This is a genomic window from Acidovorax sp. AC410, assembly GCF_979253235.1.
In genome coordinates, this window is sequence record NZ_CEEDCG010000001.1 from 4376650 (window position 1) to 4399397 (window position 22748).

Genomic DNA, 22748 nt, shown 5'->3' on the forward strand with positions numbered 1-22748 from the left:
CCGCGCGGGGTGTGCTGGCCAGGTCAGTAGCCTTGGCCGTCCAGGTCGGCATCGGCCAGCGCAATCCGGTCGCGGCCCTCGCGCTTGGCCTGGTATAGCGCCTGGTCGGCCCGGTCGAGCAGGTCGCGCAGGCTGCGGTCGCTGCCCCTGAGCGTGCCCAGGCCCATGCTGGCGGTGATGCGGTAGCGCTGGCTGCTGCCCCCATCGGTGCCCGCCAACTCCAGCGTGCGCACGCAATTGAGCAGCCGCACGGCCACCTCATGGCCCTGGGCCAGCGTGGTGGCTTGCAGCAGAACGCCGAACTCCTCCCCGCCCAGGCGGCCCACGGCATCGCCGGGGCGCAACCCGTCCATCACGGCGCGGGCAAAGGCCACCAGGGCGCGGTCGCCCTCCAGGTGGCCGAAGCGGTCGTTGATGGACTTGAAGTGGTCCACGTCCAGCATCAGCAGCGTGAGCGGCGTGCCCTGCTCGCGTGCGGCGTGGAAGGCGGCCTCGGCGGTTTCCAGGAAGGCGCGGCGGTTGGCCATGCCGGTCAGCATGTCGGTGGTGGCCAGGCGGTGCAGCTCGCGCTCCAGGTTCTTGCGCTGCGTCACGTCGCGGTAGATGCCCTCGACCCCGGCAAACTGCCCCTGGTGGTCGTACAGCGCATGGCTGCTGATGGAGATGTCGATCACCATGCCATCGCGCCGCACCATCTGCCCCGGAAAGTCGGCCACCTCGCCCTTTTCCTGGATGGCCACCTTGAAGGCATCGCGGTCCTTGCTCTGCGGATAGTACGACTCGGCCGTGCGGCCTTCGATCTCGTGCGGCTCGTAGCCCAGCACGCGGCGCACCCCCGGCCCCACGTGCTGCACCACGCCCTGCGCGTCGGTGCGGTAGTACACGTCCTGCATGTTGTCGAACAGGCGCCGGAAGTTGTGCTCGCTCTCGCGCAACTGCTCCTGTATCTCGCTCTGGTGCGTCATGTCCATGCCGCACATCAATACGGCCGGCGCGCCCTGCCACTCGATGGCCACGCTGGCCACCAGCACCATGCGCAGCTGGCCCTTGTCGGTGCGCACGCGGAACTCGGAGGATTTGTTGGGCCGCCCGGCATGGTCGGGCTCCTTGATCCGCTCGATGCGCTGGCTGGAGCGCGCCTTGTCCATGGGGTGTACGAAGTGGCCGAGGATGCGGCCCAGCAGGGCCTGCTCGCTGTCGGCCTCCAGCAGGGCCACGCCGGCCGCGTTGGCCCGCAGGATGGCGCCGGCCGGCGTCACCACCAGTGCCGCTGCGGGCAGCAGTTGCAACAGATCCTGGTCGTGGTGCATGCGTGGTTGTAACAATACGTAGTGCGACCATTGTGGCACCGGGCGCGCAAAACGCCACCAAGTGTTTTGCAATGGGGGACGGCTGTCGGGGGCTATTCCCCTGGGAGGGGGCCCTGTGGGTCGCCCGGGCGGCCGATGGATCGGCATGGATGGCAGCGATATATGCTGCAGGCCATGTATCGATTTTTGGAATGATGCCCCGCCGTGCTGAGCGAACTCAAGACCTTCATCGCCGTTTGTCGCCATGGTACGTTTGCCGCCGCGGGCGAGCGCATCGGACTCACGCAGTCCGCCGTGAGCAGCCAGATCAAGCGGCTGGAGGAGTCGCTGGGCTTCCCGTTGTTCGACCGCACCGGGCGTTCGGCCAGGCTCAATGCGGCGGGCCAGGCCACGCTGGCGCGTGCCGAAGAGATCCATGCGCTGTACGCCAGGCTGGCCGATCTGCCGGGCGAGGCGGCTGCTACCGGCCTGCTGCGCATCGGGGCCATCGCTTCCGTTCAGCCAGCGCTGCTTGCCAGGGCGTTGACGTCCTTGCGCGGCCTGCAACCGCAGTTGCGCGTGCATGTCGTGCCGGGTGTGTCGATGGGGCTCATGGACGAACTCGATGCCGGCAAGATCGATGCGGCCGTCATCATCCGCCCGCCCTTCGGCATGCTGCCCGAGCTGACCTGGCAGCCGCTGGCCCGCGAGGCCTTCGTGCTGCTGGTTCCGGCTGGCCTGAAGGGCCGCGACTGGCGCGCGCTGGTGCAGTCTCACCCTTTCCTGCGCTACGAGCGCACGTCCTTTGGCGGGCGCATGGTGGAACGCTTTCTGCGCCGCGAGGGGCTGGCCGTGCGCGATGCGGTGGAGGTGGACGAAATACCCGCACTGATCCACCTGGTGGCGCTGGGCGCAGGGGTGGCGCTGGTGCCGCTGGTGGAGGCCCACCTGCCCCTGCCGGCCGGCGTGCGCGCGCTGACGCTGGGCGAAAAGACGTTCTATCGCGAGATCGGGGTGTTGCAGCGCAGGCCGCGCGCCAGCACGCCCGCGGTGGCGCTGTTCGCGCAATGCCTGAGGAAGGCAGCCCAGGCGCCAGCGCCCAGCCCAGGATCGTAAGCACGTTCCGAGAGCCGGGCACTGACGAATGCAACGGCTTGTTCAGCAGCAGGTCCTGCCGCTTGTTGGGGTCAGCGCGGGCCGCAGTCCTGCACGGGCTCGTCGCTGGGGCCGGCCCAGCGGTCTGGCCGGGGTAGCCCCCTACTTGGCAAACAGCGAACCGAGATCCGCGAACGACTTCATCTCCACCGCGTTGCCCGAAGGGTCCAGGAAGAACATGGTCGCCTGTTCGCCCGGCTCGCCCTTGAACCGGATGTAGGGCTCGATGACGAAGGCCGTGCCACGCGCCGTGAGCTTGTCCGCCATGGCCTGCCACAGGTCCATGGGCACCACGGCGCCAAAGTGGCGCACCGGCACGGCGTGGCCGTCCACGGCGCTGTGGCTGCTGTGCCCGCATTCCTCGGGCGCCAGGTGGGCCACGATCTGGTGGCCGAAGAAGTTGAAGTCCACCCAGGCGTCGGAGCTGCGCCCTTCGGGGCAGCCCAGCAGCTCGCCATAGAAGGCGCGGGCCTCGGCAATGTCGCGCACGGGGAACGCCAGGTGAAAGGGGATGGGGGAGGTCAGATGGGACGTGGTGGAGAGGGTCGTGGAGGTCATGGGAATAGTCTGCTTGCGGGTGGATGACCGCCAAACTTTAGGCAAACTCTTCCTCCATGAAAAACGATAGTTCTGCGTGCTGAGTATCGAAATACTCGATGAGTTCAGACGGACCACCATGTTGAAACGCGGCGCAGGCCCTGCCAGGACCTTCAGGTGAAGCGTGCGAACGGGTCGACCAGGGATGCAATGGTGGGCGTACCCGGCACCACGCTGGCCGCGCTGCCGCGCCGCGCAGACTCGGGCTCCACGGTCACGGGCGACACGGCCATGGGCTGCATGGGCCGCCCGTACACGCGCCGCACCCGGTCTTCGAGCGTGGGGTGGGTGTCGAGCCGGCGCTCCAGCCGGCCACCGCCCTCCACGTCCACCAGCAGCATGTGCTGCACCGAGGGCAGGGCCAGGCCCGTGTGGCGGTGGTCCTGGGCGTAGCCCGCAGGCGTATCGCGGCGCTGGCCCATCACCTTGCGCAGCACGCCGCCCAGGCCCTCCTTGCTGCGCGTCCACTGCACGGCGCGGGCGTCTGCCAGGTACTCGCGCTGGCGCGAGACGGCGGCCTTGAGCATGCGCCCCGTGAGCCAGCCGGCAAAGCCCGCCAGCATGATGGCCGAGCCGAACCACCAGGCCAGGCCGCGCCGCTCGCGCAGCGTGTCGCCAAAGTTGTAGACCAGCTCCAGCCCGTAGACCATGCCCGCCAACTGCATCTTCAGGCGCGTGTCGCCCTCGTGCAGGTGGCTCAGCTCATGGGCCACCAGGCCCTGCATCTCATCGCGGTTGAGGTAGTCGAGCGCGCCTTGTGTCACGGCGACCACCGCGTCCTTGTCGTCCCAGCCGGCGGCAAAGGCGTTGATCGCATCAACGCGCGGCACCACCATCACCTGCGGGCGGCGCATGTTGGCGGCAATGCACAGCTCGTCGACGATGTTGGCCAGGCGCTGCTCGGCATGCGAGATCGAGGGCCGCAGCTCGCGCGCACCGGCGCGCGTGGCCAGCTTCACGCCGCCGGCGCGCAGGTTTGACGTCTCCACCCACCAGCCGCCCAGCACCAGCATCAGCGACACGCCCACGTTGACGGCCAGAAAGCCGGCCGGGTACGGCAGGTTGCCGGGTAGCACGGCCGCCATCAGCAGCCAGGCCACTACCAGCGCGCCGTGTACGGCCGCGACCAGCAGCGCCACGGCAATGGCAAAGCCCAGTAGCAGGCGGCGCGTTTCGCTGCGCGCGTTTTCTTGATGGTTCCAGAATTTCATCGAGTCAGTCCCTCGCGGTGACGCGGACTGCTCAGAACTGGACCTTGGGTGCTGTGCGTTCTTCTGCGTTCTGTGTCGATTCGAGCATCGGCGAGCTCACGAAGCCCAGCAGGCGCGCCACGACCAGGTCGGGGAACTGCTGGGCCTTGTCGTTGAACTCCAGCACCTGGTCGTTGTAGGCCTGGCGCGCGAAGCCCAGGCGGTTCTCGGTGCTGGTGAGCTCTTCGCTCAGCGACTTCATGGAGGCATCGGCCTTGAGGTCGGGGTAGGCCTCGGCCAGCGCCATCAGCCGGCCCAGGCTGCCACCGAGCACGCCTTCGGCAGCGGCCAGCGCGCCCAGGGCATTGGCACTGGCCGGCGCTGCACGCGCTGCCGTGGCGGCGGTCTGCGCATTGCCGCGCGCCTTGATCACGGCCTCGAGCGTAGACGCCTCATGCGCCATGTAGCCGCGCGCCACCTCGATCAGGTTGGGGATCAGGTCGTAGCGCCGCTTGAGCTGCACGTCGATCTGGGCGAAGGCGTTGGCAATGCGGTTGCGCAGCTGTACCAGGCGGTTGTAGACCACCACGGCCCATACCAGCAACACCACCACCACGCCCGAAAAAATCCATCCTGCTGTCGACATAGTCCACCTCCTCTGTTGTAAATTTTGATTGCGGCCATCTTATCGACCCGACTTTGCGGGGCGGCCGATAGCTGAAATCCGCAAGGGAATTGCGCCGGGCCCTGCAGGTATGCGACCATTGAGGGTTGTCCGTCATGGGGCCGGCTTTTTGTCGCAAAGGGCGGCAAGAGGTACCATCGCCCATGAGAAAAACTTTTCAACTACAGGTCGAAGGCAAGAATCCGGACCGGGTTCTGGAGGCCGTCAAGCACGACATCCGCAAGTACATCAAGCGCGAACGGCGCCGTGAGATCCCCGAAGGCGCGGACTTCTGGGACTTCGATTGCCAGTTCGGCGCCACCAAGGAGGCTGCCACGGTGGTGCACCTGTCGGCCCTCACCGGGCTGATCAACGGTGTGGTGGCCGAGGGCGGCAAGCAGTTCTACGTTGAGATCCTGGCCAAGCCGGGCAAGCGCACGCCACGGCCTGACGGGGTGCGTGACGAGGAAGCTGCCAACGACGGCATGGGCCCTGACGAAGACGACGACAGCGAAGACTGACAAGCTGGCGGATTCGGGCTCGTGCCCGATCCACCGACCAACCGGCCTGCCTTTCACGGGGCACGCCGGTTTTTTGTTTGCCGGCCGTGCCCGCCCTTATTCCGGTTTGGGCGGCTTCTTGCCCACGGGGCGCGCGGCCTCGGCGGCGGCTGCGCGCAGCTTGTCCTTCTTGCTCGGGCGGCGGCCCTTGATACCGCCGGTGCCGGGCTCCCCGGGGGCTGCCGGGGCAGGGGGCGGGGCCACTTCGGTGGGCTCGAAGCCGGCAATGACTTCCAGGGGCAGGTTCAGGCCCTGGCGCTTTTCGATCAGCTTGAAATGCGCCGTGGCGTCGGGCGTGACGAAGGTCACGGCCACGCCGCTCTCGCCCGCGCGGCCGGTGCGGCCGATGCGGTGCACGTAGTCGTCGGCCGAGCGCGGCAGGTCGTAGTTCACCACCGCAGGCAGCTGGGCGATGTCGATGCCGCGCGCAGCCAGGTCGGTGGTCACCACCACCTGCCAGCGCTCGTCCTTGAACTCCTGCAGCACCTGCTTGCGCGCGCCCTGGCTCAGGCCGCCGTGGAAGGGGCTGGCGAAGATGCCGGCCTTGTACAGCTTTTCGGCCACATGCTCGGCCGCGTACTGCGTGGCCACGAAGACCAGCACCCGCGTCCACTCGTGCTCCTTGAGCAGGTGGCGCAGCAGCTGGGTGCGGCGCTTGTCGTCCACCGCGATGGCGCGTTGCGCGATGTCGGGCGTGTGGTCGGGCGTGGCAGCAATTTCCACGCGCAGCGGCTGGTGCAGCAGGCCATCGGCCAGGGCCTGCACCGCCTCCGGGAAGGTGGCCGAGAAGAACAGGTTCTGCCGCTTGGCCGGCAGCAGGGCCAGCACGCGCTGCAGCTCCTCGGCAAAGCCCAGGTCCAGCAGGCGGTCGGCCTCGTCCAGCACCAGGTGGGCCACCTGGCCGAGCTTGATGGCGTTGTGCTCCACCAGGTCGAGCAGCCGGCCCGGCGTGGCCACGATGACGTCGGCCCCGCCGCGCAGGCCCATCATCTGAGGGTTGATGGACACGCCGCCGAACACAATGGCCACCTTGGGCGGCTGCTGCAAATGCCCCGACAGGTCGCGCAGCACCTCGCCCACCTGGGCCGCCAGCTCGCGCGTGGGCACCAGCACCAGGGCGGTGACGTGGCGTGACGCCTGGCCGGTGGCGCCCAACTGCACCGCCTGCAGCAGCGGCAGCGCAAATGCCGCCGTCTTGCCCGAGCCGGTCTGCGCGATGCCCAGCAGGTCCTGCCCGTTCAGGATGGCGGGGATCGCCTCGGTCTGGATGGGCGTGGGCAGCGTGAAGCCCACGGCCTGGGCGGCATGGGCGAGGGCAGGGGAGAGACCGAGGGCAGCAAAGGGCATGGGCAAGGCGGCCTGTGCATGGGCACGGCCACAAAAGAAAAAGAGAAAAATGGATGGGCGCAGCCCGCGCGCGGGCTGGCTGTACCCCCCGATTGTCCTGCATTGGGTTCTGGCGCCTGCCAGGGGGCGTTTGCCGTGCCGCCAGGCCGGCCCTGTGCGCTGATAATCAGGCGGCCCGCATCCACGCTACTCCCGCTTATGGCCATCCCCACCGATCCTTCCGTCATCACCCACGGCATCCAGCTCGCGGTGGCGCCCGTTTTCTTGCTTACTGCTGTCTCCGGCATGATCGGCGCCGTGGCCGGCCGGCTGGCACGCATCATCGACCGCGCCCGCGTGGTGGAAGACCGCGCCCGCGCCAACAACGACCCCGAGTACACCGCCCGCGCCTACGCCGAACTGGGTGACCTGCGCCTGCGCGGGCGCCTGGCCAACGGCTGCATTGCGCTGCTGACCTTCTGCGCCTTTCTCATCGGTATCACCATCATTTTGCTGTTCCTGGGTGAAACCTTCGACTACCAGGCCAACCGACTGGCCATCGCCGGCTTCCTCGCCGGCGTGGCCTCGTTCCTGCTGGCGCTGGTGTGCTTTCTGGCAGAAACGGTGATGGCCACGCGGCTGCTCAACTTCCACATGCTGCAAAAGGAAATTGGCGCCAACCCCGCCGACACCCCACTGATCGTGCGGGAGCCGAAGTGATGGCCCCCGCCCCCAAGAAGTCCCTGGCCGACCTGGGCAGCCTGGGCGGCCTGGTCTATTCCACCGATACCGGCCGCATGTGCCCCGACTGCCGCCAGCCCATCGCCCAGTGCGTGTGCAAGGCGCTGGCCAAGGCGGCCGCGGTGCCTGCCGGTGACGGCATCGTGCGCGTATCGCGCGAGACCAAGGGCCGTGGCGGCAAGGCCGTCACCCTGGTCAAGGGCGTGCTGGTGGATGCCGCCGCGCTCGACCAGTTGGGCAAGCAGCTGAAGGCCGCATGCGGCAGCGGCGGCACGGTGAAGGACGGCGTGATCGAAATCCAGGGCGACCACGTGGACCGCGTGATGGCCGCGCTGCAGAAGCTCGGCCACAAAGTCAAGCGCGCGGGCGGCTGAAGGAGCGCACCCGATGGATGCCGACAAGCTGCAGCGCCTGGTCACCACCGAGATGCCCTATGGCAAGCACAAGGGCACCTTGCTCGCCGACCTGCCTGCCAATTACCTCGGCTGGTTTGCGCGCGAGGGATTCCCGAAAGGGGAACTGGGGCAGTTGCTGGCGCTGATGTATGAGATCGACCACAACGGGTTGGCGGATCTGCTGAGGCCGCTGAGGGGCAGATAGGGCCTACTGCGGGCGGGCTGTGAACACTCGACCGTAGGGTTGAGTGTTTCTAGCAACTTAGTACCCATCAATAGAGCACATGCTGCGCTTGGTCACAGTCAAGCACTACTCTTGTTGGCATTCAGGTGGCCATTTTTTCTTGATGTCCGTATTCTGCTGAAGACGGCTTGGCTTTTGCCCAAATTTCACCTATGAAATCGCGGGCGCCCTGCAACTCAGGATCCGTCTCCAAGCTACGTCCCTCCAAGACATTTTCGACGAATCTCGGGCCATGCGATCCAATGCTTCGACAGAAGCCTTCAATCTCGCCAACCGGTACGATCCAGAGGCCATGCTCGCTACATAGTTGGCTCAAGCTGTCGAAGTTTTTGATTGGCTCCCCTGCCGGAAGTGCTGCACGCCCACTTCTCTTCATTGCGCTCCAAGGCGATACGGACTTGAAGACTTCTTTAATTGCCCGTTCCTTATCATCGGGAAATGCTCCTGTGCCTGAAATGCCTTCAAGTTGCTCCTCGATAAGTCGTACAACCTGCTCAGCATTGAGCGGAGGGCGTTGCCTTAGAACCGCTTCGGAAACGGTCTTCCAGTGCGTATTCACAGTCTCCCATGTACCTCCTAGCTTCTGGAAAAGGTCCTTAAATGTCCCTTCATCATTAAGAATATCTATATCAGCTATGACTGAAACTGGCACTTCGAGTGAACGTAGTGTGTCCGCTAGCTTCGACATTCGATGCTTGCCCGCCGTATGAACGAAAAGCACGTCTGGCCGCCGATCTCCGGAAATAGAGGGAAGATTTAAGATAGACTGGTAGAACATGCAGTCAGCGTCAGCTTCGCAGATAACGACATGCTCAAAAAATATTCCGTCAAATACGCGCGAGAATCGGGCCAATGTGTCTTTGGCAATAGCCTTCGTTTTCTCATTGTTCAACTCTTTGATGCGGTTGACGGCGCCCTCACGGCGCAAGCGGACAATGCGAACTTTGTCAGCACCACTTTCTACCAACCCATCGAGAAAATCCGTACTGTGCGTTGAAATGAAGAGTTGGGAATTTCCCATTCTGTTTTCCGCGATGTAACGGCCAAGTAAGCGTGCTTGAGGCGGATGAAGGAAGGCCTCAGGTTCATCAAGAAATTGTATCGAATGGGTCTGTGCAGCCAGCACATGAAGCAAGACTGCCGCAAAGCTGCGCATGCCATCCCCCTGATTTTCGAGCACGACATTCGAGGTTTGTAGCGCCTCGATGAACTCCCTTGAAAGTTCATCCTTGCCGGGAAGCACTGCTGGCTTATTGCCTACGTAAAGCGGGAAGTTGCTGCCTCCCGCACGGAAAGGTGTGAGGTCCTTGCCAAACGCATGCCGGAATTTGCTGCTAATTTCTTTTGCCAATTCAGGGTTCATCAACAATATGTGGATTGGATGCGATGGCGGTGATTGGAAGAGTGCAATTGCTGGCGCTGCGTTTGAATCCTGTATGCGTCCTTCAGTAGATAGTCGCTTGGCGAAAAACGGCGCCACGGGGTGCCTGTCAGACGCTTGGTCGAAGTACGCTACGTGCGAGTGGTGAATGTTATAGCCGATTCCGCCATAGGTAAAGTTGGCGGCATCACCACTTTTCTGGGCCTTAGCATCAAGATATGTCTGCAGGTCAGCCTGCGTTCCAACTTTGCGCATCTTTGCGTCCTTGATGACAAGTCCGGGACGGGACCTCGCGACCCATGTTTCCAACTCCCGAAGTGCGGCGCTCTTGCCAGCATTGTTAGGGCCGACGAAAACGATGATGTCATCTTTATCTAACCGCAGCTCGGTCCCATCAGAGAACATAATCGTCTCAAACGAAAGGCTTGGACGCAATATATCAATGACTTCTGCTGGAATCATGTCCTTGTTGGCTTCTATCGTCATCGTTTCCCTTTCTATTAATCGGCTTTCCAAGGAGCATGGCGTCGCGATCTTTTCTTGACGGCATTGCGTAGGGTGGGTGAAGGTCCATCGTACGTTGTCCATCTTGCTTTTGGGAGGCCTGTGGCACTGCAAAACAGTGTACGCGTCATTGCGAGGACGGATTCTGCATTCCCTCAGAGCATTCGTTGGGCGACTGCATTTTCACAATAGTCGAATCTTACAAGGCACCTCTGAGAAAAGAGCCGGTTAAAGGTGAATCTTTAAACACGCCCCTTGTCCCATGGCGTGGAGTCACGCTTGCTCCAATTTACATCCCTGTGACCACAGCACCGGAAACAACGCATGCTCCATCGGCGCCCCCGCCGGCAACGCATCCACCAGCCCCGGAAAATCCGGTGAGGTCTTCCAGCGCCGTGGCGCATGCGTGATGTCGTCCCCGATCATGCGCACCGAGAACACGCGGCGCCGGCGCCCGGGTTCCAGGCCGGCCGAGGCGTGCAGGGTCAGCATGTTGAAGGCAATCGCGTCGCCGGGCTCCACGGCCCAGCCGCGGATGTCGTAGGCCGTGCGGTCGGCCTCGATGTCGGGCAGGTCGGCCAGGGCGCCTTCGGGGAACCACTTGGCCTCGTTGCTCATGAAGGTGCGCGGCATGAGCCAGGGGCCGCGGTGCGAGCCCGCCACCAGTTCCAGCGTGGAGGCGCGCGAGACAGGATCCACGGGGATCCAGAAGCTCACGTTCTGGCTGCCTTCGATGTTGTAGTAGGGCTGGTCCTGGTGCCAGGGCGTGCGCTGGCGCGTGCCCGACTCCTTGGTGAGCATGTGGTCGTGGTACAGGCGGATCTTGTTGCTGCCGGTGAGTTTGGCCGCGATCTCGGCCAGGGCGGACTGCGAGATCACGTCCCAGTAGGCGGGTATCTCCTGCCAGTTGCAGAAGTCCTCGATGAAGAAGCCCGGGTCGTCGGCGCGGCTTGCCACCTTGGCGCGCGGGCTGGGCGCGGCCAGGTTGGTGTCGATGCCCTCGCGCAGCCGCTCGACCTCGGCGGGGCGCAGCACGCCGCGCAGGCAGACCACTCCGTCGCGGGCGAATTTCTCGGCCATGGCGCTGGCGGGGGACTGGGCGTCGAATTCGGTGGGGTGGTTGGTCGGCATGGTGTTCGTCTCCTTGAGCTGGTGCGGGCAGGCAGAATCAGTCTAAATTGACTTGATTCAATCAAATACGCCTGTTCGGACAAGCGATCAAGGAAGCCAGACAAGATGAACATCCCCAAGGCCGCACGCAAGCCCTCGGCCCATGCTGCGCCGCCCATGCAGTTCAAGGTGGTGCACCTGCAGCCCGGTGGTGCCGACCCGGCGGACAGCCATGCCGCGGGACAGTTCGTACACGCCCTGTCGGGCGTGATCGAGGTGGGCATGGGCGGGCAGGTGTTCCTTGCACCACCGCAGTACGGCGTGTGGATACCGCCGCACCTGGAGCATGTGTCGAGCAACCGCCACGAGGCCAGCTACGCCACGGTCTATGTGGCCGAGGCGCTGTGCGCCGCATTGCCGCGCCAGCCCTGCACCATGGTCATCAGCCCGCTGATCCACGCCGTGCTCGACACCCTGCACAGCCGCGGCATCGATGCGCCGCGCAGCGCGCCCGACCAGCGCCTGTTCGAGGTGCTGCTGGACGAACTGCGCGTGGCGCCCGGCCATGACAGCTACCTGCCCACCTCGCAGGACCCCTTGCTGGGCCGCGTGCTCGGCGCGCTGCAGGCCAGCCCCTGGGATAGCCGCTCGCTGGCCGACTGGGCGGCCCTGGTGCACACCACCGAGCGCACCCTGGCCCGGCGCTGCGAGCGCGACCTGCACATGCCCTTTGGCGAATGGCGCCAGCGCCTGAAGGTGGTGTGCGGCATCGCCCTGCTGGAGGCCGGCCGCGCGGTCAAGGACGTGGCGCTGGAGCTGGGCTACAGCGCGCCCTCGGCCTTCATCGCCATGTTCCACAAGCAACTGGGCATGACGCCGCAGGCCTATCTTCGGCAGAAGACAGGTTGATGGAAGGTGCTCAGGTCTTCGCGGTGCTGTCGCTGGCGGCGCGCTTTGACTTCGGCGCGATGAAGCCGGTGGACAGCCCCACGCCGCAGACGATGACGGCCGCGCAGACCAGCATCCACTGCGTGATGCTCTCATCGAGAAAGACCACCCCGTAGAAGGTGGCGAACACCGGCAGCAAAAAGGTGACCGTGAGCGCGCGCGCCGGGCCGGCGCGCTCGATCAGCCGGAAGAACAGGAAGTACGCCACGCCCGTGCACAGCACGCCCAGCGCCGCGATGGCCAGCCAGGCGCGCAGCGAGGGCATGTGCTGGGGCCAGTACACGATGGCCGGCACGACGAGCAGCAGGGCTGCGCCGATCTGGCTGCCGGTGGCGGTGGCCAGGGGCGGCACCCCGGTGAGGTAACGGCGCGTGGCGCTGGCGGCGATGCCGTAGCATAGGCAGGCCAGCAGACAGGCGCCGATGGCCCAGAGCGCCGCGTGGCTGTTGTTGTTGCCCGCGCTATCGCCATCGCGCAGCCCGGCACTGCCGCTGGCGAGCATGACCACGCCGATGAAACCGATGGCCAGGCCCACCAGGCGCCAGCCGCTGGGCCGCTCGCGGAACCAGACCCACGCCACCAGGGCACCGAACATCGGCGCCGTGGCGTTGAGCACCGCCGCCAGGCTGCTGTTGATGGTGAGCAGCGCAAAGCTGAACAGCGCGAACGGCAGGCCTGAGTTGAAGACACCCAGGGCCATGCTGGCCTTCCAGTGCTGCACCAGCGCCGCCCCTTGGCCGCGTAGCATCATCAGGGGGAACAGAAAGACGGCGCCGATGCTGACCCGGGCCGCAGCGGTGGGCAGCGCCCCGAATTCGGCGGCGCCCATGCGCATGAACAGAAAGGACGCACCCCACAGCGCTGCGAGCAGCACGAGGTCGATCACCCAGGCCTTGGTGTTGTTGCTGTTGTTGTTTGTCTGTTGCGGGGCCGGGGGCGTTGTTGTGGTCATGGAGTCGCTCTTTGCTCAGGCCTTGTCAGAGGGGCCTGCATGCGATTGGGCGCCAGATCGGCGGTGTCATTGATGCTGTTTTTTCACCAATGGCGGATGGTTTGTTCATCAATCAACAAAGGCGTGAAGTGTGAAATACCTCACACGCATTTTTTGGGGGGCGGGGCTATGATTTTTCTGTCGACCCACCCGTAGTCGATGCCTCCCTTGTGCAAGCAAGTTGCCCGCCTTTGTGCGGGCTTTTTTTTGTTCCTTTGCTGTGGGGTGGATGTTGTACGGCTTTTTGGTTTTGGTTGCTGTGTGCATTTGTTGGGGGCGGAGGCCGGGATGTGCGCCCGGCGGCGCAGTAACTTTCTCTTGGCCGCCAAGAGAAAGTCACCAAAGAGAAGGCGGCCCCCAGTCTGCGTCCCCCGTTCGCCCTGTCGGGCGAACGGGGGCAACCTGCGATGCTCGGAACTGGGGTGGTGCCGATGAACTCGCTGCGTTCTTCGAACTCCGCTCAGACAGCATCGGCAAGCTAGAGCACGAAGTGCGTGTGTCCTTCGGCACACGCACCCACCCCAGCCCCTGCGCTTCTCGGCGCAGCCAGCAGGGGTGGGGAGCGGGGTCACAGACGGCTGCTGCTTCGCAGCTGCGCCGGGTGTCGGTTCGCGCTGTGCGCTGCCGACGTGTTGAGCGCGATCGTCCTGGCGAGCCAAGCGCAGCGAGGCAGTTGGGGCCGAGCGAAGCAATGGCCCGAGTGGAGCCCGTTCCTACCCCCTTCTGACCGTGCCGAGAAGCGCAGGGCCTGGGGTGAGCGCGTGCCGAAGGACACGCGCCTCGTCATCTGGCTCGCCGAAGCTGTTTGACCGGAGCTGCCTCGCAGAGGCAGCGCAGGGAGTTCTTCGGCGTCACCCCAGGACCGAGCATCGCAGGCTGCCCCCTCGTACGCAGTGCGAGGGGGACACGGGCAGCGGGGTCGCCTTCTCTTTGGTGACTTTCTCTTGGCGACTCAAGAGAAAGTTACTGCGCCGCCGGGCGCACACCCCGGCCTCCGCCCTCAACCAAGGCAAGCAGCAACCATCACCACCACCACCGTGTCACAACGTCCCGCAGAGCGAGGTGAAGAAGCGATGGCAGGGGGGTGACGGATGCGGGCGCACAGCTCGATTGACGAGCCCGTGCACCGTTGCAGCTCACACCGGCGTCTTGAACGACTCCCAATACTCCATCACCTTGAGCACGCTGCGCAACTGAGCCGTCGGCATGGTCTGCGTCCCCCAGGTGGCATGCCGCCCCGCAGTCTCGCCCATGATCCAGAACTGCCGCACGGCCAGGAAGGCGGCAATCGCATCGAAGTCCGCCTGCGCCAGCGGCCGCACGCTGCGGTAGCCCGCCAGGTAGTGGCGCCAGCGCGTCAGCCCGGCCTCGTCGAGCACACCGTCCACCTTGCGCGGCAGGTTGTTCCACAAATAAACACACAGCTCATAGGCCAGCAGCCCAGGGCCGGTGTCGTCGAAGTCGAAGAACGAGGCCACGCGCGTGCCGTCCGGCCCGTCGGTCATGAAGTTGTTGGCCCCGTGGCAGTCCCCATGGCAGGCCACGCGGGTAAGCGTGGGCAGCAGGGTGGTAATGCGCGCGTCCAGGCGCCCGGCCAAGGCCGTGTAGCTGGCTCGCAGGCCATCGTCCATCGCGGGCGCTGCACACAGCTGCTGCAGCGGTGCACGCAGCAGATCGGGCAGGTCGAGCTGGTACAGGCTGGGCGGGCCCGCGTAGCCCTGCGCCAGGTCATGCAGCAGGGCCAGGCCCCGGCCCGTGGCCTCGGTGTCCGGCACGGACTCGCCCGGCCATTCGCCCGGGAGGTGTTCGAACAGCACCAGCGGGCGCGCTCCCTCGGGCAGCGGCAGGTCGATGCTGGCGGCACCATCGCTCGCGGCCAGCGGCGCCGCCACAGGGGCGCCTGCGGCCTTCAGGTGCCAGAGCAGCGCCGTCTCGTAGGCGGTATTGGGCGCGCCGCGCGGGCGGTCGGCGCACAGCCGCGCCACGGCCTGCCGGCCATCGGCAAAGCGCAGCTCGTAGACCTGATTGAAGCCGCGCCGCATCAGCACGCAGTGGGCCACGTCGCCCAGCGCGTAGTGCGCCATCACCATGCGCGCGATGGCACCGCCGGTGGGGGTGGTCTGGGCGATGTCGATGGATGGAAAAACGGTCATGGGGGCAGGGCCTGGGTGCGTGGAGGGCCGAGGATTCTGCCTGAACTTGGGGCGCCGTGCGGGGCACTCAGAACACACTCCCCGCCGCCGTGAAGTCCGCTTCGCACCCCGCGATGTCGCGCAGCGCCGCCACCAGCGGCCGCAGGTCATCGCGCCGGTGGTGCAGCGCGTAGCCCAGCAGCCCCAAGGGTACGGGGCTGGGCAGCTCCTGCAGCACACCGCGCCCGCACAGGGCCTGGGCCCAGCCCTGGGGCAGCAGGCCGATGCCGCCGCTGTGCGCCAGCAGGCCGGCGATGGCGCCCCAGTGGTTGCAGAACAGGCGGCGTGCGGGCTGCGCGCCGGCCTGGCGCAGCCAGTCATCGATGAGCTGGGTGACGCCCGAGCCCTGGGGCAGGCTGACCAGGGCGTGGGCCTGCAGGGTGTTGGCGTCCATGGCTGCCAGCCCGGCAGCCACCCCAGGGCTGGCGCACCAGGTGAAGGCGGCCTGGGCAATGGGCACCGAGGTCAGGGCGCTGCGGCTCGCGGGCCCGGCGATCACGGCCACGTCGAGCTCGCCCTTGTCCAGCCGCTCGGCCAGGGCGGCGCCCACGTCCACGTGTACGCTGACCTCCAGGTCGGGGTGGGCACTGGCGATGGCCGCCACCAGGCGCGGCAGCCAGGTCAGCGCGGTGAGCTCGCCCACACCCAGGCGGCAGGGGCCGCGCAGGCCAGTGGTGGCGCCCATGGCCTGGTGCACCAGGTCGGCCTCCTGCAGCAGGGCGCCGGCCAGGGGCACCAGGCGCGTGCCCGCCTCGGTCAGCGCGGCACGGTGGCCGGCGCGGTCGAACAGCGATTGCCCCAGCGATGCCTCCAGCTCGGCGATGCGCTTGGACAGGGACGATACCGACAGGTGCACGCGCTCGGCCGCCAGGGCAAAGCTGCTGCAGGTAGCGGCCCAGTAGAAGGCTTCGAGTTGCTTGAGCGTCATGGATCTGCTTGCTTCTATTTGGCGAACAAGGCGATGTTAATAAATTCGCTTTTTGGATGGATGCGAATCCCGGACACTGTCTTCGGTCTGCATCTCCATGGAACTCCCGCGATGTCCTCTTCCTCCGCCGCTCCAGCCATCAACCCCTGGCAAGCCTTCGATGGCACGCGACGCGGCGGGCGCACGCGCGATCTGCTTTCGCTGGGCGACTTCGAGGCCGCTGCGCGCCGCGTGCTGCCGCGCCCGATTTTTGGCTACATCGCCGGCGCGACCGAGGACAACCGCGCCCTGTCCGACAACCGGCAGGCCTTTGACGAGCTGGCGCTGGTGCCGCGCGTGCTGTGCAACGTGGCGCAGCGCGATCAGGGGGTCACGCTGTTCGGCGCGCGCTATGCCAGCCCCTTCGGCATTGCGCCCATGGGCATCACGGCGCTGTCGGCCTACCGGGGGGATGTGGTGCTGGCGCGGGCGGCGGCAGCGGCGGACATTCCGGCAGTGCAGAGCGGCAGCTCGCTGATCCGGCTGGAGGAGGTGATGGAGGCCGCGCCCGGCACCTGGTTCCAGGCCTACCTGCCGGGCACGCCCGAGCGCATCGAGGCACTGTTGCAGCGCGTGGCCGCAGCCGGTGTGCAGACCCTGGTGGTCACGGTGGACATCCCGGTGGCGGGCAACCGCGAGAACAACCTGCGCGCGGGCTTTTCCACCCCGCTGCGCCCCAGCCTGCGCCTGGCGTGGGATGGGCTGGTGCGTCCGCGCTGGCTGGCGGGCACCTTGCTGCGCACGCTGGTGCGCCACGGCATGCCGCATTTCGAGAACTCGTTTGCCGAGCGCGGTGCGCCCATTCTGTCCTCCCGCGTGCAGCGCGACTTCTCGGGGCGCGACCATTTCGACTGGGGCCACATCGCGCAGATCCGGCGCCAGTGGCGCGGCTCCCTGGTGGTCAAGGGCATCCTGAGCCCGGCCGATGCAGCGCTGGCGCGCCAGCACGGGGTGGACGGCATCATCGTCAGCAACCACGGCGGGCGCCAACTCGATGGCGCCGTGGCCCCGCTGCGCGTGCTGCCCGCCATCGCCGAGCAGGCCGGCAGTGCCATGGTGGTGATGCTGGACGGCGGCATCCGCCGCGGTACCGACGTGGCCAAGGCCTTGGCGCTGGGGGCGCAGGCCGTGTTCTTGGGCCGCCCGTTCAACTACGCCGCCGCCGTGGATGGCGAGGCGGGCGTTGCCGCCGCCATCGGCCTGCTGCGCGCCGAGCTGGACCGCAACCTGGCCATGCTGGGCGTGTGCTCCTGCGCCGAACTGGGGCCGCAGCACCTGATGGACCGGCGTGCGCCCTGGCCGTTGGTGCAAGCTGCCACCATGTTCTAAGACACAGCGGAGCTCTCGTGCAAATGCTTTAATGGGTATTTCGTTCTGATACTTCCCCAGGTCCTTTGTGGATGACAGCCCCGCTTCCATAGCACGCGACATTGCCGCCATTGCACGCATCAGCGCCGTACCGTCGCTGCTGCGCATCGTCTGTGACAACACCGGCATGCGCTTTGCCGCCGTGGCGCGCGTGACCGACGGCACCTGGACGGCCTGTGCGGTGGAGGACCAGATCAACTTCGGCCTGCTGCCCGGCGGCCAGCTCGACGTACACACCACCCTGTGCAAGGAGTCGCGCGCCGCGCGCCAGCCCGTGGTCTTCGACCACGCCAGCACCGACCCGACCTACGCCACGCACCACACCCCGCGGCTGTACAACATCGAGAGCTACATCTCCGTGCCCATCGTGCGGCCCAATGGGGATTACTTCGGCAACCTGTGTGCCATCGACCCCAGCCCCCACCAGCTGGCCAACCCCAAGACGGTGTCCATGTTCCAGAGCTTTGCCGAGCTGATCGGGCACCAGCTTGACGTGGAGCAGCGCCAGGAGGCCACCGAGACCGCGCTGCTCGATGCGCAGGCAACGGCCGAGCTGCGCGACCAGTTCATCGCCGTGCTGGGGCACGACCTGCGCAACCCGTTGGCATCGGTGGGCGCGATCGGCGAGATCCTGGCGCGCCGCCAGGACGACGCCAGCGTGGCGAAGTATGGCCAGCGGTTGCGCGCCACCACGCAGCGCATGTCGCACCTGATCGACGATGTGCTGGACTTTGCACGCGTGCGCCTGGGCACCGGCATGGGTGTGCGCATCGAGGCGGTACCCGACCTGCAGGCCGCGCTGCGCCAAGTGGTGGGGGAGTTGCGCGACGCGCATCCTGATTCGCAGATCGTCGAGCAGTACCGGCTCTCCGGGGGGGTGGAGTGCGATGTGGGCCGCGTGCAGCAACTGCTGTCCAACCTGCTGGGCAATGCGCTGGCCTATGGCGGCAACGAGCGGCCCGTGGGCGTGGATGTCTCGCTCGACCAGGGCTGGCTCTGCATCGCCGTGGCCAACGGTGGCGAGCCCATCGCGGCCGCCAACCTCGACAGGATCTTCGAGCCCTTCTGGCGCCCGGCGGACAGCGCGCCCGGTGGTGGCCTGGGGCTGGGCCTGCACATCTGTGCGCAGATCGTGCGAGCGCATGGCGGCACGCTGCAGGTAAGCTCATCGCGCTAAAGCGGCACCTGCTTCACGGCACGCCTGCCGGCGACGCAGGTTCCAGCCGCAGCCACGGCTGCCGTGTAAGCCCGGGCTCCGGTGCAGGGCGATGGCACCCTGCGCGGCCCAGCGGGCGGGTACCATCGCGCAACCCCGTGATCCCAAGGAAACCATTCGTGTACAGATTCAGTTTCAAAGCCATTCTTGCCGGCGTCGTGTTGATGCTGGTGCTGTTGCCTGCCATTGCCTATGGGCTGTGGTACCTGGCTTCGTGGTGGTTCCAGGCCCAGGGGGCGGGCGACGCGCAGATGGCCCAGATGGTGACCGAGTTCCTGGACGGCAACCTGGGCACGCTGGCGCTGCTGCTGGTGGGCGGTGCCATGTGCATACCGGGCGGCTATGTCACGGCGCGGCTGGCGCCGGCGCACCCTTATGCCAACAACCTGGTGGTGGCGGGCCTGCTCACCGCCATATCCATTGGCCTGGCCATCGGCACGGGCTCGGGCTGGGACTGGTGGTTCGACCTGGCCAATGCGTTCTTCACCGTGGCGGGCTGCTGGTTCGGGGGCTGGCTGGCGGCGCGGCGCGGCCGGTAAGCGCATGCCGCAGCGCGAGCGCCTGGAGATCAACCCCGCCGATGGCTCGCTGGCGCTGCAGCCCTCGGGGCGGGTGGTGGGCAAGGGCCTGCGCAGGGAGGATGTGCAGGCCTTGCTTGCCGGGTTCTTCGGTGGCTCGCACGAGCACGGCAACGGCTACGCCTGGCTGTCCTTCCACGGCTTCGACCTGGGCGGCAAGCCGTGCTGGCTGTCGCTGGGCTTTCACGAAGGGCGGATGAACATGGTGCTCATCGGCGTGGGCCTGCCCGGCGCCCAGGAGGAGGACGGCTGGCCCACCCAGAAGGCCATCGACAACGAGATCGCCTTCGTGCGCCAGGCCTTGGGCAAGCAACTGGGGCGCCACTTCGGCAACGGCGACGTGACTTTCTCCTGGGGCACGGCCTGGAGCCGGTTCGATCCCAAGGGGTTTGCCGCCAGCGCGGGCCTGCGCTACGGCTGATACGGATTCGCCTTCAACCGTCTAGCGTCGTTGGTTCGCCTTGCCGTGCTACAGCACTGTCTGCGGCTTCCCGCCTAGCTATACGGTCGAATGCAAATCCGTATGAACGCATATTTATTTGCCCAGCAACTGCTGCTGCGCCGCCTTGCCCTTGCCACCCAGCTTCATCGCTGCCAGAGCGGCCCGGGTGCCTGCGGGCAGTTGCAACTGGTGCCCCAGTTGCAGCTCCAGCAGCAGTTCGAGCAGGGGCGCCTGGTCCTTGCGCCAGGTGGTCATGGGCTCTTGCAGCATGGCGCACAGCAGCGCAAACACCGCCGCCGGCATGGCCGCATGCGCCTGGGCTGCGGCCGCCAGGCTCTTGGCATAGCGCGGGCCCTTGACCAGGGGCGTGGCCCACAGGCGCGCCAGCGTCTCTCCCAGGGCCGGGATGTCGAGGCGCCCGTCCTGCACGCCCAGCACCAGCGCATCCACCGCCAGCGCCGTTTGCCCGGGCTCCTTGCCGGCCAGGGCCACGGCCAGCAGCAGCCGGGCCATGGGCGTGAAGGGCGTGGTGGGCTCCAGCAGCAGGTCGAGGTAGGCGCGGTTTTGCCATTGGGCCTCCCACCAGTCCACATTGTTGCCAACGGTGCGTGCGGCTTCCGCAAACAAGGGCTCCAGGCCCGAGGGCTGCAGGCTGGCCGCAAAGTGGATGGGGGCGGCCTCGTGCTCCACGGCCCAGCGCGTGTCTGCCAGGTGCTTGGCGCACAGCGCCAGGGCGGTGTGGTGGGGCTGGCCGTACTCCAGCGGCTGCAGTGCGGGCCCGTGGGTGAGGTGCAGGTGGTGGAAGGTGTAGCCGCCTTCGCTGGTCTCGCTGACCACATGCCAGTCGATTCGCGCGTGCAGCGGGCCGCCGGGGCCCAGGTCGCCGTAGGCGGCGAGCGTGGGGGCGTCGTCCGCATGCGGGGAGCGGACGCGCGCGGCGGCCAGGAACAGGGGGCGTGCCGCTGCATCCTTGGGTGCCTTCACGTCACCATCGCCCAATGCGTAGCGCAGGGCCTGTACCAGCAGGCCCAGGTGCTTGATGCCCTGTGCCTCGGCCAGCGCGGCATGGGCCGCTTGCGCGTCCATCTGCGCGGGCACCAGGCGCATCAGCGCCAGCACCTGCTCGGGCACGGGTGCCTGCACCCCGGCCTGCTGGTGCGCCCGGATGCGCGCCAGCAGTTCGCGCGGGTCGATGAAGCCGCCCCGGTGCGTGGGGGTGGACAGGGGCGTGAGGCCTTGGCCTGCGAGCGCCTGGGCGATGAGGCCCTGCACGCGCGGGCCGATGAAGTGCTCCGCGCGGCTGGTGGCATCGCCGGGCAGCACCATCAGGTCCTCTGCCGTGCCCTCGCCATCTACCGCTGCGGCCATCACGCGGGCGAGTGCGAAGCCGAGGGACTTGCTGGGCCACACCAGCTTTCGGGTGCGCTTTTGCAGCGCCAGGAAGGCGGCGTGGTCTGCTGCGGTGATGGGTGCCAGCCGCACCAGGGCCCCGGCCACGCGCTCCCACTCGTCCACGTCGGCGGGGTTCTCCAGCGCGTAGGCCATGCGCTCGACCACATCGGGGATCTGGTCGAGCGGGGGCAGGGCGCGGCTGGCGTCCAGCGGCGAGACCGGGCGGGGCGCGTTCGTGGGATCGGTGGCCGCAGGGGGCGCAGCAAGCTGCGCTGCCTCGGCCTCACCCACCAGCCTGGCCAGCGCCGGCCGGTTCACGGCCGAGACAAAGGGCAGGTAGCTGCGCGCCAGCTCCTGGCCGGCTTCGTCCAGGCCCCAGGTGGTGAGGAAGGCGATGGCTTTCTTCTGCACGTCCGCTGCCGTGTGTGCCAGGGCCTGCGCGGCGATGGCAGTGGAGCGGTGGGCCAGGCTGGGATCGCCCTTCGCCACCAGGCCCAGCAGCTCCAGCGCCGCCAGCACCTGTGCCTTGACGGTGGCCGATACGACAGGCACTGCGGCGTCGCACACGGCATCGCCCGGCACGCGGCCGGCCTGGTACAGCGCGGCCACGGCCTGCAGCGCCATGCCTGCGGTGGGTGCGATGCGGCTGTGGCACAGGGCAAGGTAGCGCTCGGCCTCTGCGGCCATCTCGTCCACCGAGGGCGCCAGTTGCCCGTGAAAGCGCGAGAACCAGCCCGACTTGAACTGCGGCCAGTCGCAGGCCAGCGCGCCCAGGGTCTTGTCCAGCAACTGCGCGCGGGTGTACACGCCGCGCTCGCACAGGGTCAGGAAGGCGTGGCTCCAGTACAGCTCGGGATCGTGGCAGTACTTCTCGCGCGCGGCAAAGCTGCCCTCGGAGCTGCCTTCGCGCTCAAACAGTTTCAGCAGATGCGGCGCAATGCCCGGGTCCGCATCCACGTGCTTGAGCGCCAGGTTCGACTCGCCGCGCAGGTCGCCGAAGAACAGGGCGTCGATGTACTCCTCGGTCTCGGGGCGCTCCACCAGGCCGGCGACGATGGCGCGGTGGATGTGGTTGGGGTAGTGCCACTGGTGTTCGCCGCGCAGCTGCATGGCGATGGGCACGGCGGACGGCGCAGGCGCATAGCGGGCCCTGTAGGCCGCGATGTCCTGTATGCCGATGTGCTGCCAGTAGTCGCAGGCCGGCTGGTCGCTGTCGCACATGAAGCGCGCCAGCTCCGTGGCGCGGAACAACCGGTTGGCGCGCACCTTGTCCACGCGGCCATCCACTGTGAGTGGGCTCTCGGGGTCGGCCCGCAGCAGGGCCCATCGGCGCGAGATCAGGCGCTCGACGGCGCGGCGCATCGCCTTGCGTTCGGCCTCGTCTGCGGCATCGATGCAGTCCATCACAGCGCCGAGATCGCCTGCGAGGATGTGTTGTTCGAGCGCGGAGTTGCCGGTGGAAGTGTCTTCGTCGTTGTCGTGCATGGGGCCGGGAACG

Annotated in this window: 21 protein-coding genes; 10 read left to right on the top strand and 11 right to left on the bottom strand. The window is 66.9% G+C overall.

Annotated elements, in window-relative coordinates; all coding sequences use genetic code 11:
* Positions 1 to 23: 23 nt before the first annotated feature.
* Positions 24 to 1310 carry a sensor domain-containing diguanylate cyclase gene (locus AC0IZS_RS20340; RefSeq protein ID WP_471637270.1) on the bottom strand — a complete coding sequence of 429 codons (1287 nt, stop codon included), beginning with the start codon at positions 1308 to 1310 and terminating at the stop codon, positions 24 to 26.
* Positions 1311 to 1514: 204 nt separating this feature from the next.
* On the opposite strand from AC0IZS_RS20340, the gene AC0IZS_RS20345 reads away from it, so the two are divergent.
* The gene (locus AC0IZS_RS20345; RefSeq protein ID WP_471637271.1) at positions 1515 to 2405 is read left to right on the top strand and encodes a LysR family transcriptional regulator; all 891 of its coding nucleotides are present in this window, start codon (positions 1515 to 1517) and stop codon (positions 2403 to 2405) included.
* Between the two features lie 141 nt (positions 2406 to 2546).
* Here the strand turns inward: AC0IZS_RS20345 and AC0IZS_RS20350 are convergent, their stop codons facing one another.
* The 3 genes from AC0IZS_RS20350 to AC0IZS_RS20360 form a co-directional block, all read right to left on the bottom strand.
* Positions 2547 to 2933 (bottom strand): VOC family protein, encoded by a 387-nt coding sequence (locus tag AC0IZS_RS20350; protein ID WP_471639559.1) that lies wholly within the window; start codon positions 2931 to 2933, stop codon positions 2547 to 2549.
* 221 nt (positions 2934 to 3154) lie between these two features.
* A complete protein-coding gene (locus AC0IZS_RS20355) occupies positions 3155 to 4252 on the bottom strand; it encodes a M48 family metalloprotease (protein ID WP_471637272.1) in 1098 nt (365 codons plus the stop codon).
* Between the two features lie 31 nt (positions 4253 to 4283).
* A complete protein-coding gene (locus AC0IZS_RS20360) occupies positions 4284 to 4877 on the bottom strand; it encodes a LemA family protein (protein WP_471637273.1) in 594 nt (197 codons plus the stop codon).
* 182 nt (positions 4878 to 5059) lie between these two features.
* On the opposite strand from AC0IZS_RS20360, the gene AC0IZS_RS20365 reads away from it, so the two are divergent.
* The gene (locus tag AC0IZS_RS20365) at positions 5060 to 5416 is read left to right on the top strand and encodes a DUF6172 family protein (protein WP_471637274.1); all 357 of its coding nucleotides are present in this window, start codon (positions 5060 to 5062) and stop codon (positions 5414 to 5416) included.
* Positions 5417 to 5512: 96 nt separating this feature from the next.
* Here AC0IZS_RS20365 and AC0IZS_RS20370 read toward each other — a convergent pair whose 3' ends face one another.
* The gene (locus AC0IZS_RS20370; protein WP_471637275.1) at positions 5513 to 6802 is read right to left on the bottom strand and encodes a DEAD/DEAH box helicase; all 1290 of its coding nucleotides are present in this window, start codon (positions 6800 to 6802) and stop codon (positions 5513 to 5515) included.
* Between the two features lie 198 nt (positions 6803 to 7000).
* Here AC0IZS_RS20370 and AC0IZS_RS20375 point away from each other — a divergent pair, with 198 nt between their 5' ends.
* Genes AC0IZS_RS20375 through AC0IZS_RS20385 form a run of 3 tightly spaced genes read left to right on the top strand, consistent with a single transcriptional unit; the run spans position 7001 to position 8122 of the window.
* Positions 7001 to 7501 (top strand): DUF2721 domain-containing protein, encoded by a 501-nt coding sequence (locus AC0IZS_RS20375; protein ID WP_057201092.1) that lies wholly within the window; start codon positions 7001 to 7003, stop codon positions 7499 to 7501.
* Complete coding sequence (locus AC0IZS_RS20380; RefSeq protein ID WP_471637276.1) at positions 7501 to 7896, top strand: translation initiation factor Sui1; 396 nt, start codon at positions 7501 to 7503, stop codon at positions 7894 to 7896. Before AC0IZS_RS20375 ends, AC0IZS_RS20380 begins: the two co-directional genes overlap by 1 nt.
* Before the next feature lie 13 nt (positions 7897 to 7909).
* The gene (locus AC0IZS_RS20385) at positions 7910 to 8122 is read left to right on the top strand and encodes a DUF3820 family protein (RefSeq protein ID WP_471637277.1); all 213 of its coding nucleotides are present in this window, start codon (positions 7910 to 7912) and stop codon (positions 8120 to 8122) included.
* A gap of 121 nt (positions 8123 to 8243) precedes the next feature.
* Here the strand turns inward: AC0IZS_RS20385 and AC0IZS_RS20390 are convergent, their stop codons facing one another.
* Positions 8244 to 10028, bottom strand: a complete 1785-nt coding sequence (locus AC0IZS_RS20390; protein WP_471637278.1) for an ATP-dependent nuclease — start codon at positions 10026 to 10028, stop codon at positions 8244 to 8246.
* Between the two features lie 291 nt (positions 10029 to 10319).
* On the bottom strand, positions 10320 to 11177 hold the full coding sequence (locus AC0IZS_RS20395; protein WP_471637279.1) for a phytanoyl-CoA dioxygenase family protein: 858 nt from the start codon (positions 11175 to 11177) through the stop codon (positions 10320 to 10322).
* Positions 11178 to 11282: 105 nt separating this feature from the next.
* Between AC0IZS_RS20395 and AC0IZS_RS20400 the strand changes: the two genes are divergently transcribed.
* Entirely contained in the window at positions 11283 to 12065 is a 783-nt protein-coding gene (locus tag AC0IZS_RS20400) for an AraC family transcriptional regulator (protein WP_471637280.1), read from the top strand.
* Positions 12066 to 12075: 10 nt separating this feature from the next.
* On the opposite strand, the gene AC0IZS_RS20405 is transcribed toward AC0IZS_RS20400, so the two are convergent.
* From AC0IZS_RS20405 to AC0IZS_RS20415, 3 genes are all read right to left on the bottom strand, one after another.
* Complete coding sequence (locus AC0IZS_RS20405; protein WP_471637281.1) at positions 12076 to 13056, bottom strand: DMT family transporter; 981 nt, start codon at positions 13054 to 13056, stop codon at positions 12076 to 12078.
* A 1175-nt stretch (positions 13057 to 14231) separates the two neighbouring features.
* Positions 14232 to 15248, bottom strand: a complete 1017-nt coding sequence (locus AC0IZS_RS20410; protein WP_471637282.1) for a phosphotransferase enzyme family protein — start codon at positions 15246 to 15248, stop codon at positions 14232 to 14234.
* 67 nt (positions 15249 to 15315) lie between these two features.
* Complete coding sequence (locus tag AC0IZS_RS20415) at positions 15316 to 16215, bottom strand: LysR family transcriptional regulator (RefSeq protein WP_471637283.1); 900 nt, start codon at positions 16213 to 16215, stop codon at positions 15316 to 15318.
* 60 nt (positions 16216 to 16275) lie between these two features.
* Between AC0IZS_RS20415 and AC0IZS_RS20420 the strand changes: the two genes are divergently transcribed.
* The 4 genes from AC0IZS_RS20420 to AC0IZS_RS20435 all read left to right on the top strand — a co-directional run bounded on the left by AC0IZS_RS20420 (position 16276) and on the right by AC0IZS_RS20435 (position 19837).
* Positions 16276 to 17583, top strand: a complete 1308-nt coding sequence (locus AC0IZS_RS20420; RefSeq protein WP_471637284.1) for an alpha-hydroxy acid oxidase — start codon at positions 16276 to 16278, stop codon at positions 17581 to 17583.
* Positions 17584 to 17650: 67 nt separating this feature from the next.
* A complete protein-coding gene (locus tag AC0IZS_RS20425) occupies positions 17651 to 18799 on the top strand; it encodes a GAF domain-containing sensor histidine kinase (RefSeq protein WP_471637285.1) in 1149 nt (382 codons plus the stop codon).
* 158 nt (positions 18800 to 18957) lie between these two features.
* Positions 18958 to 19377, top strand: coding sequence for a hypothetical protein (locus tag AC0IZS_RS20430; RefSeq protein ID WP_471637286.1), 420 nt, complete (start codon positions 18958 to 18960; stop codon positions 19375 to 19377).
* 4 nt (positions 19378 to 19381) lie between these two features.
* Positions 19382 to 19837, top strand: coding sequence for a hypothetical protein (locus AC0IZS_RS20435; protein ID WP_471637287.1), 456 nt, complete (start codon positions 19382 to 19384; stop codon positions 19835 to 19837).
* Between the two features lie 114 nt (positions 19838 to 19951).
* On the opposite strand, the gene AC0IZS_RS20440 is transcribed toward AC0IZS_RS20435, so the two are convergent.
* Complete coding sequence (locus tag AC0IZS_RS20440; RefSeq protein WP_471637288.1) at positions 19952 to 22735, bottom strand: DUF6493 family protein; 2784 nt, start codon at positions 22733 to 22735, stop codon at positions 19952 to 19954.
* Positions 22736 to 22748: the final 13 nt, after the last annotated feature.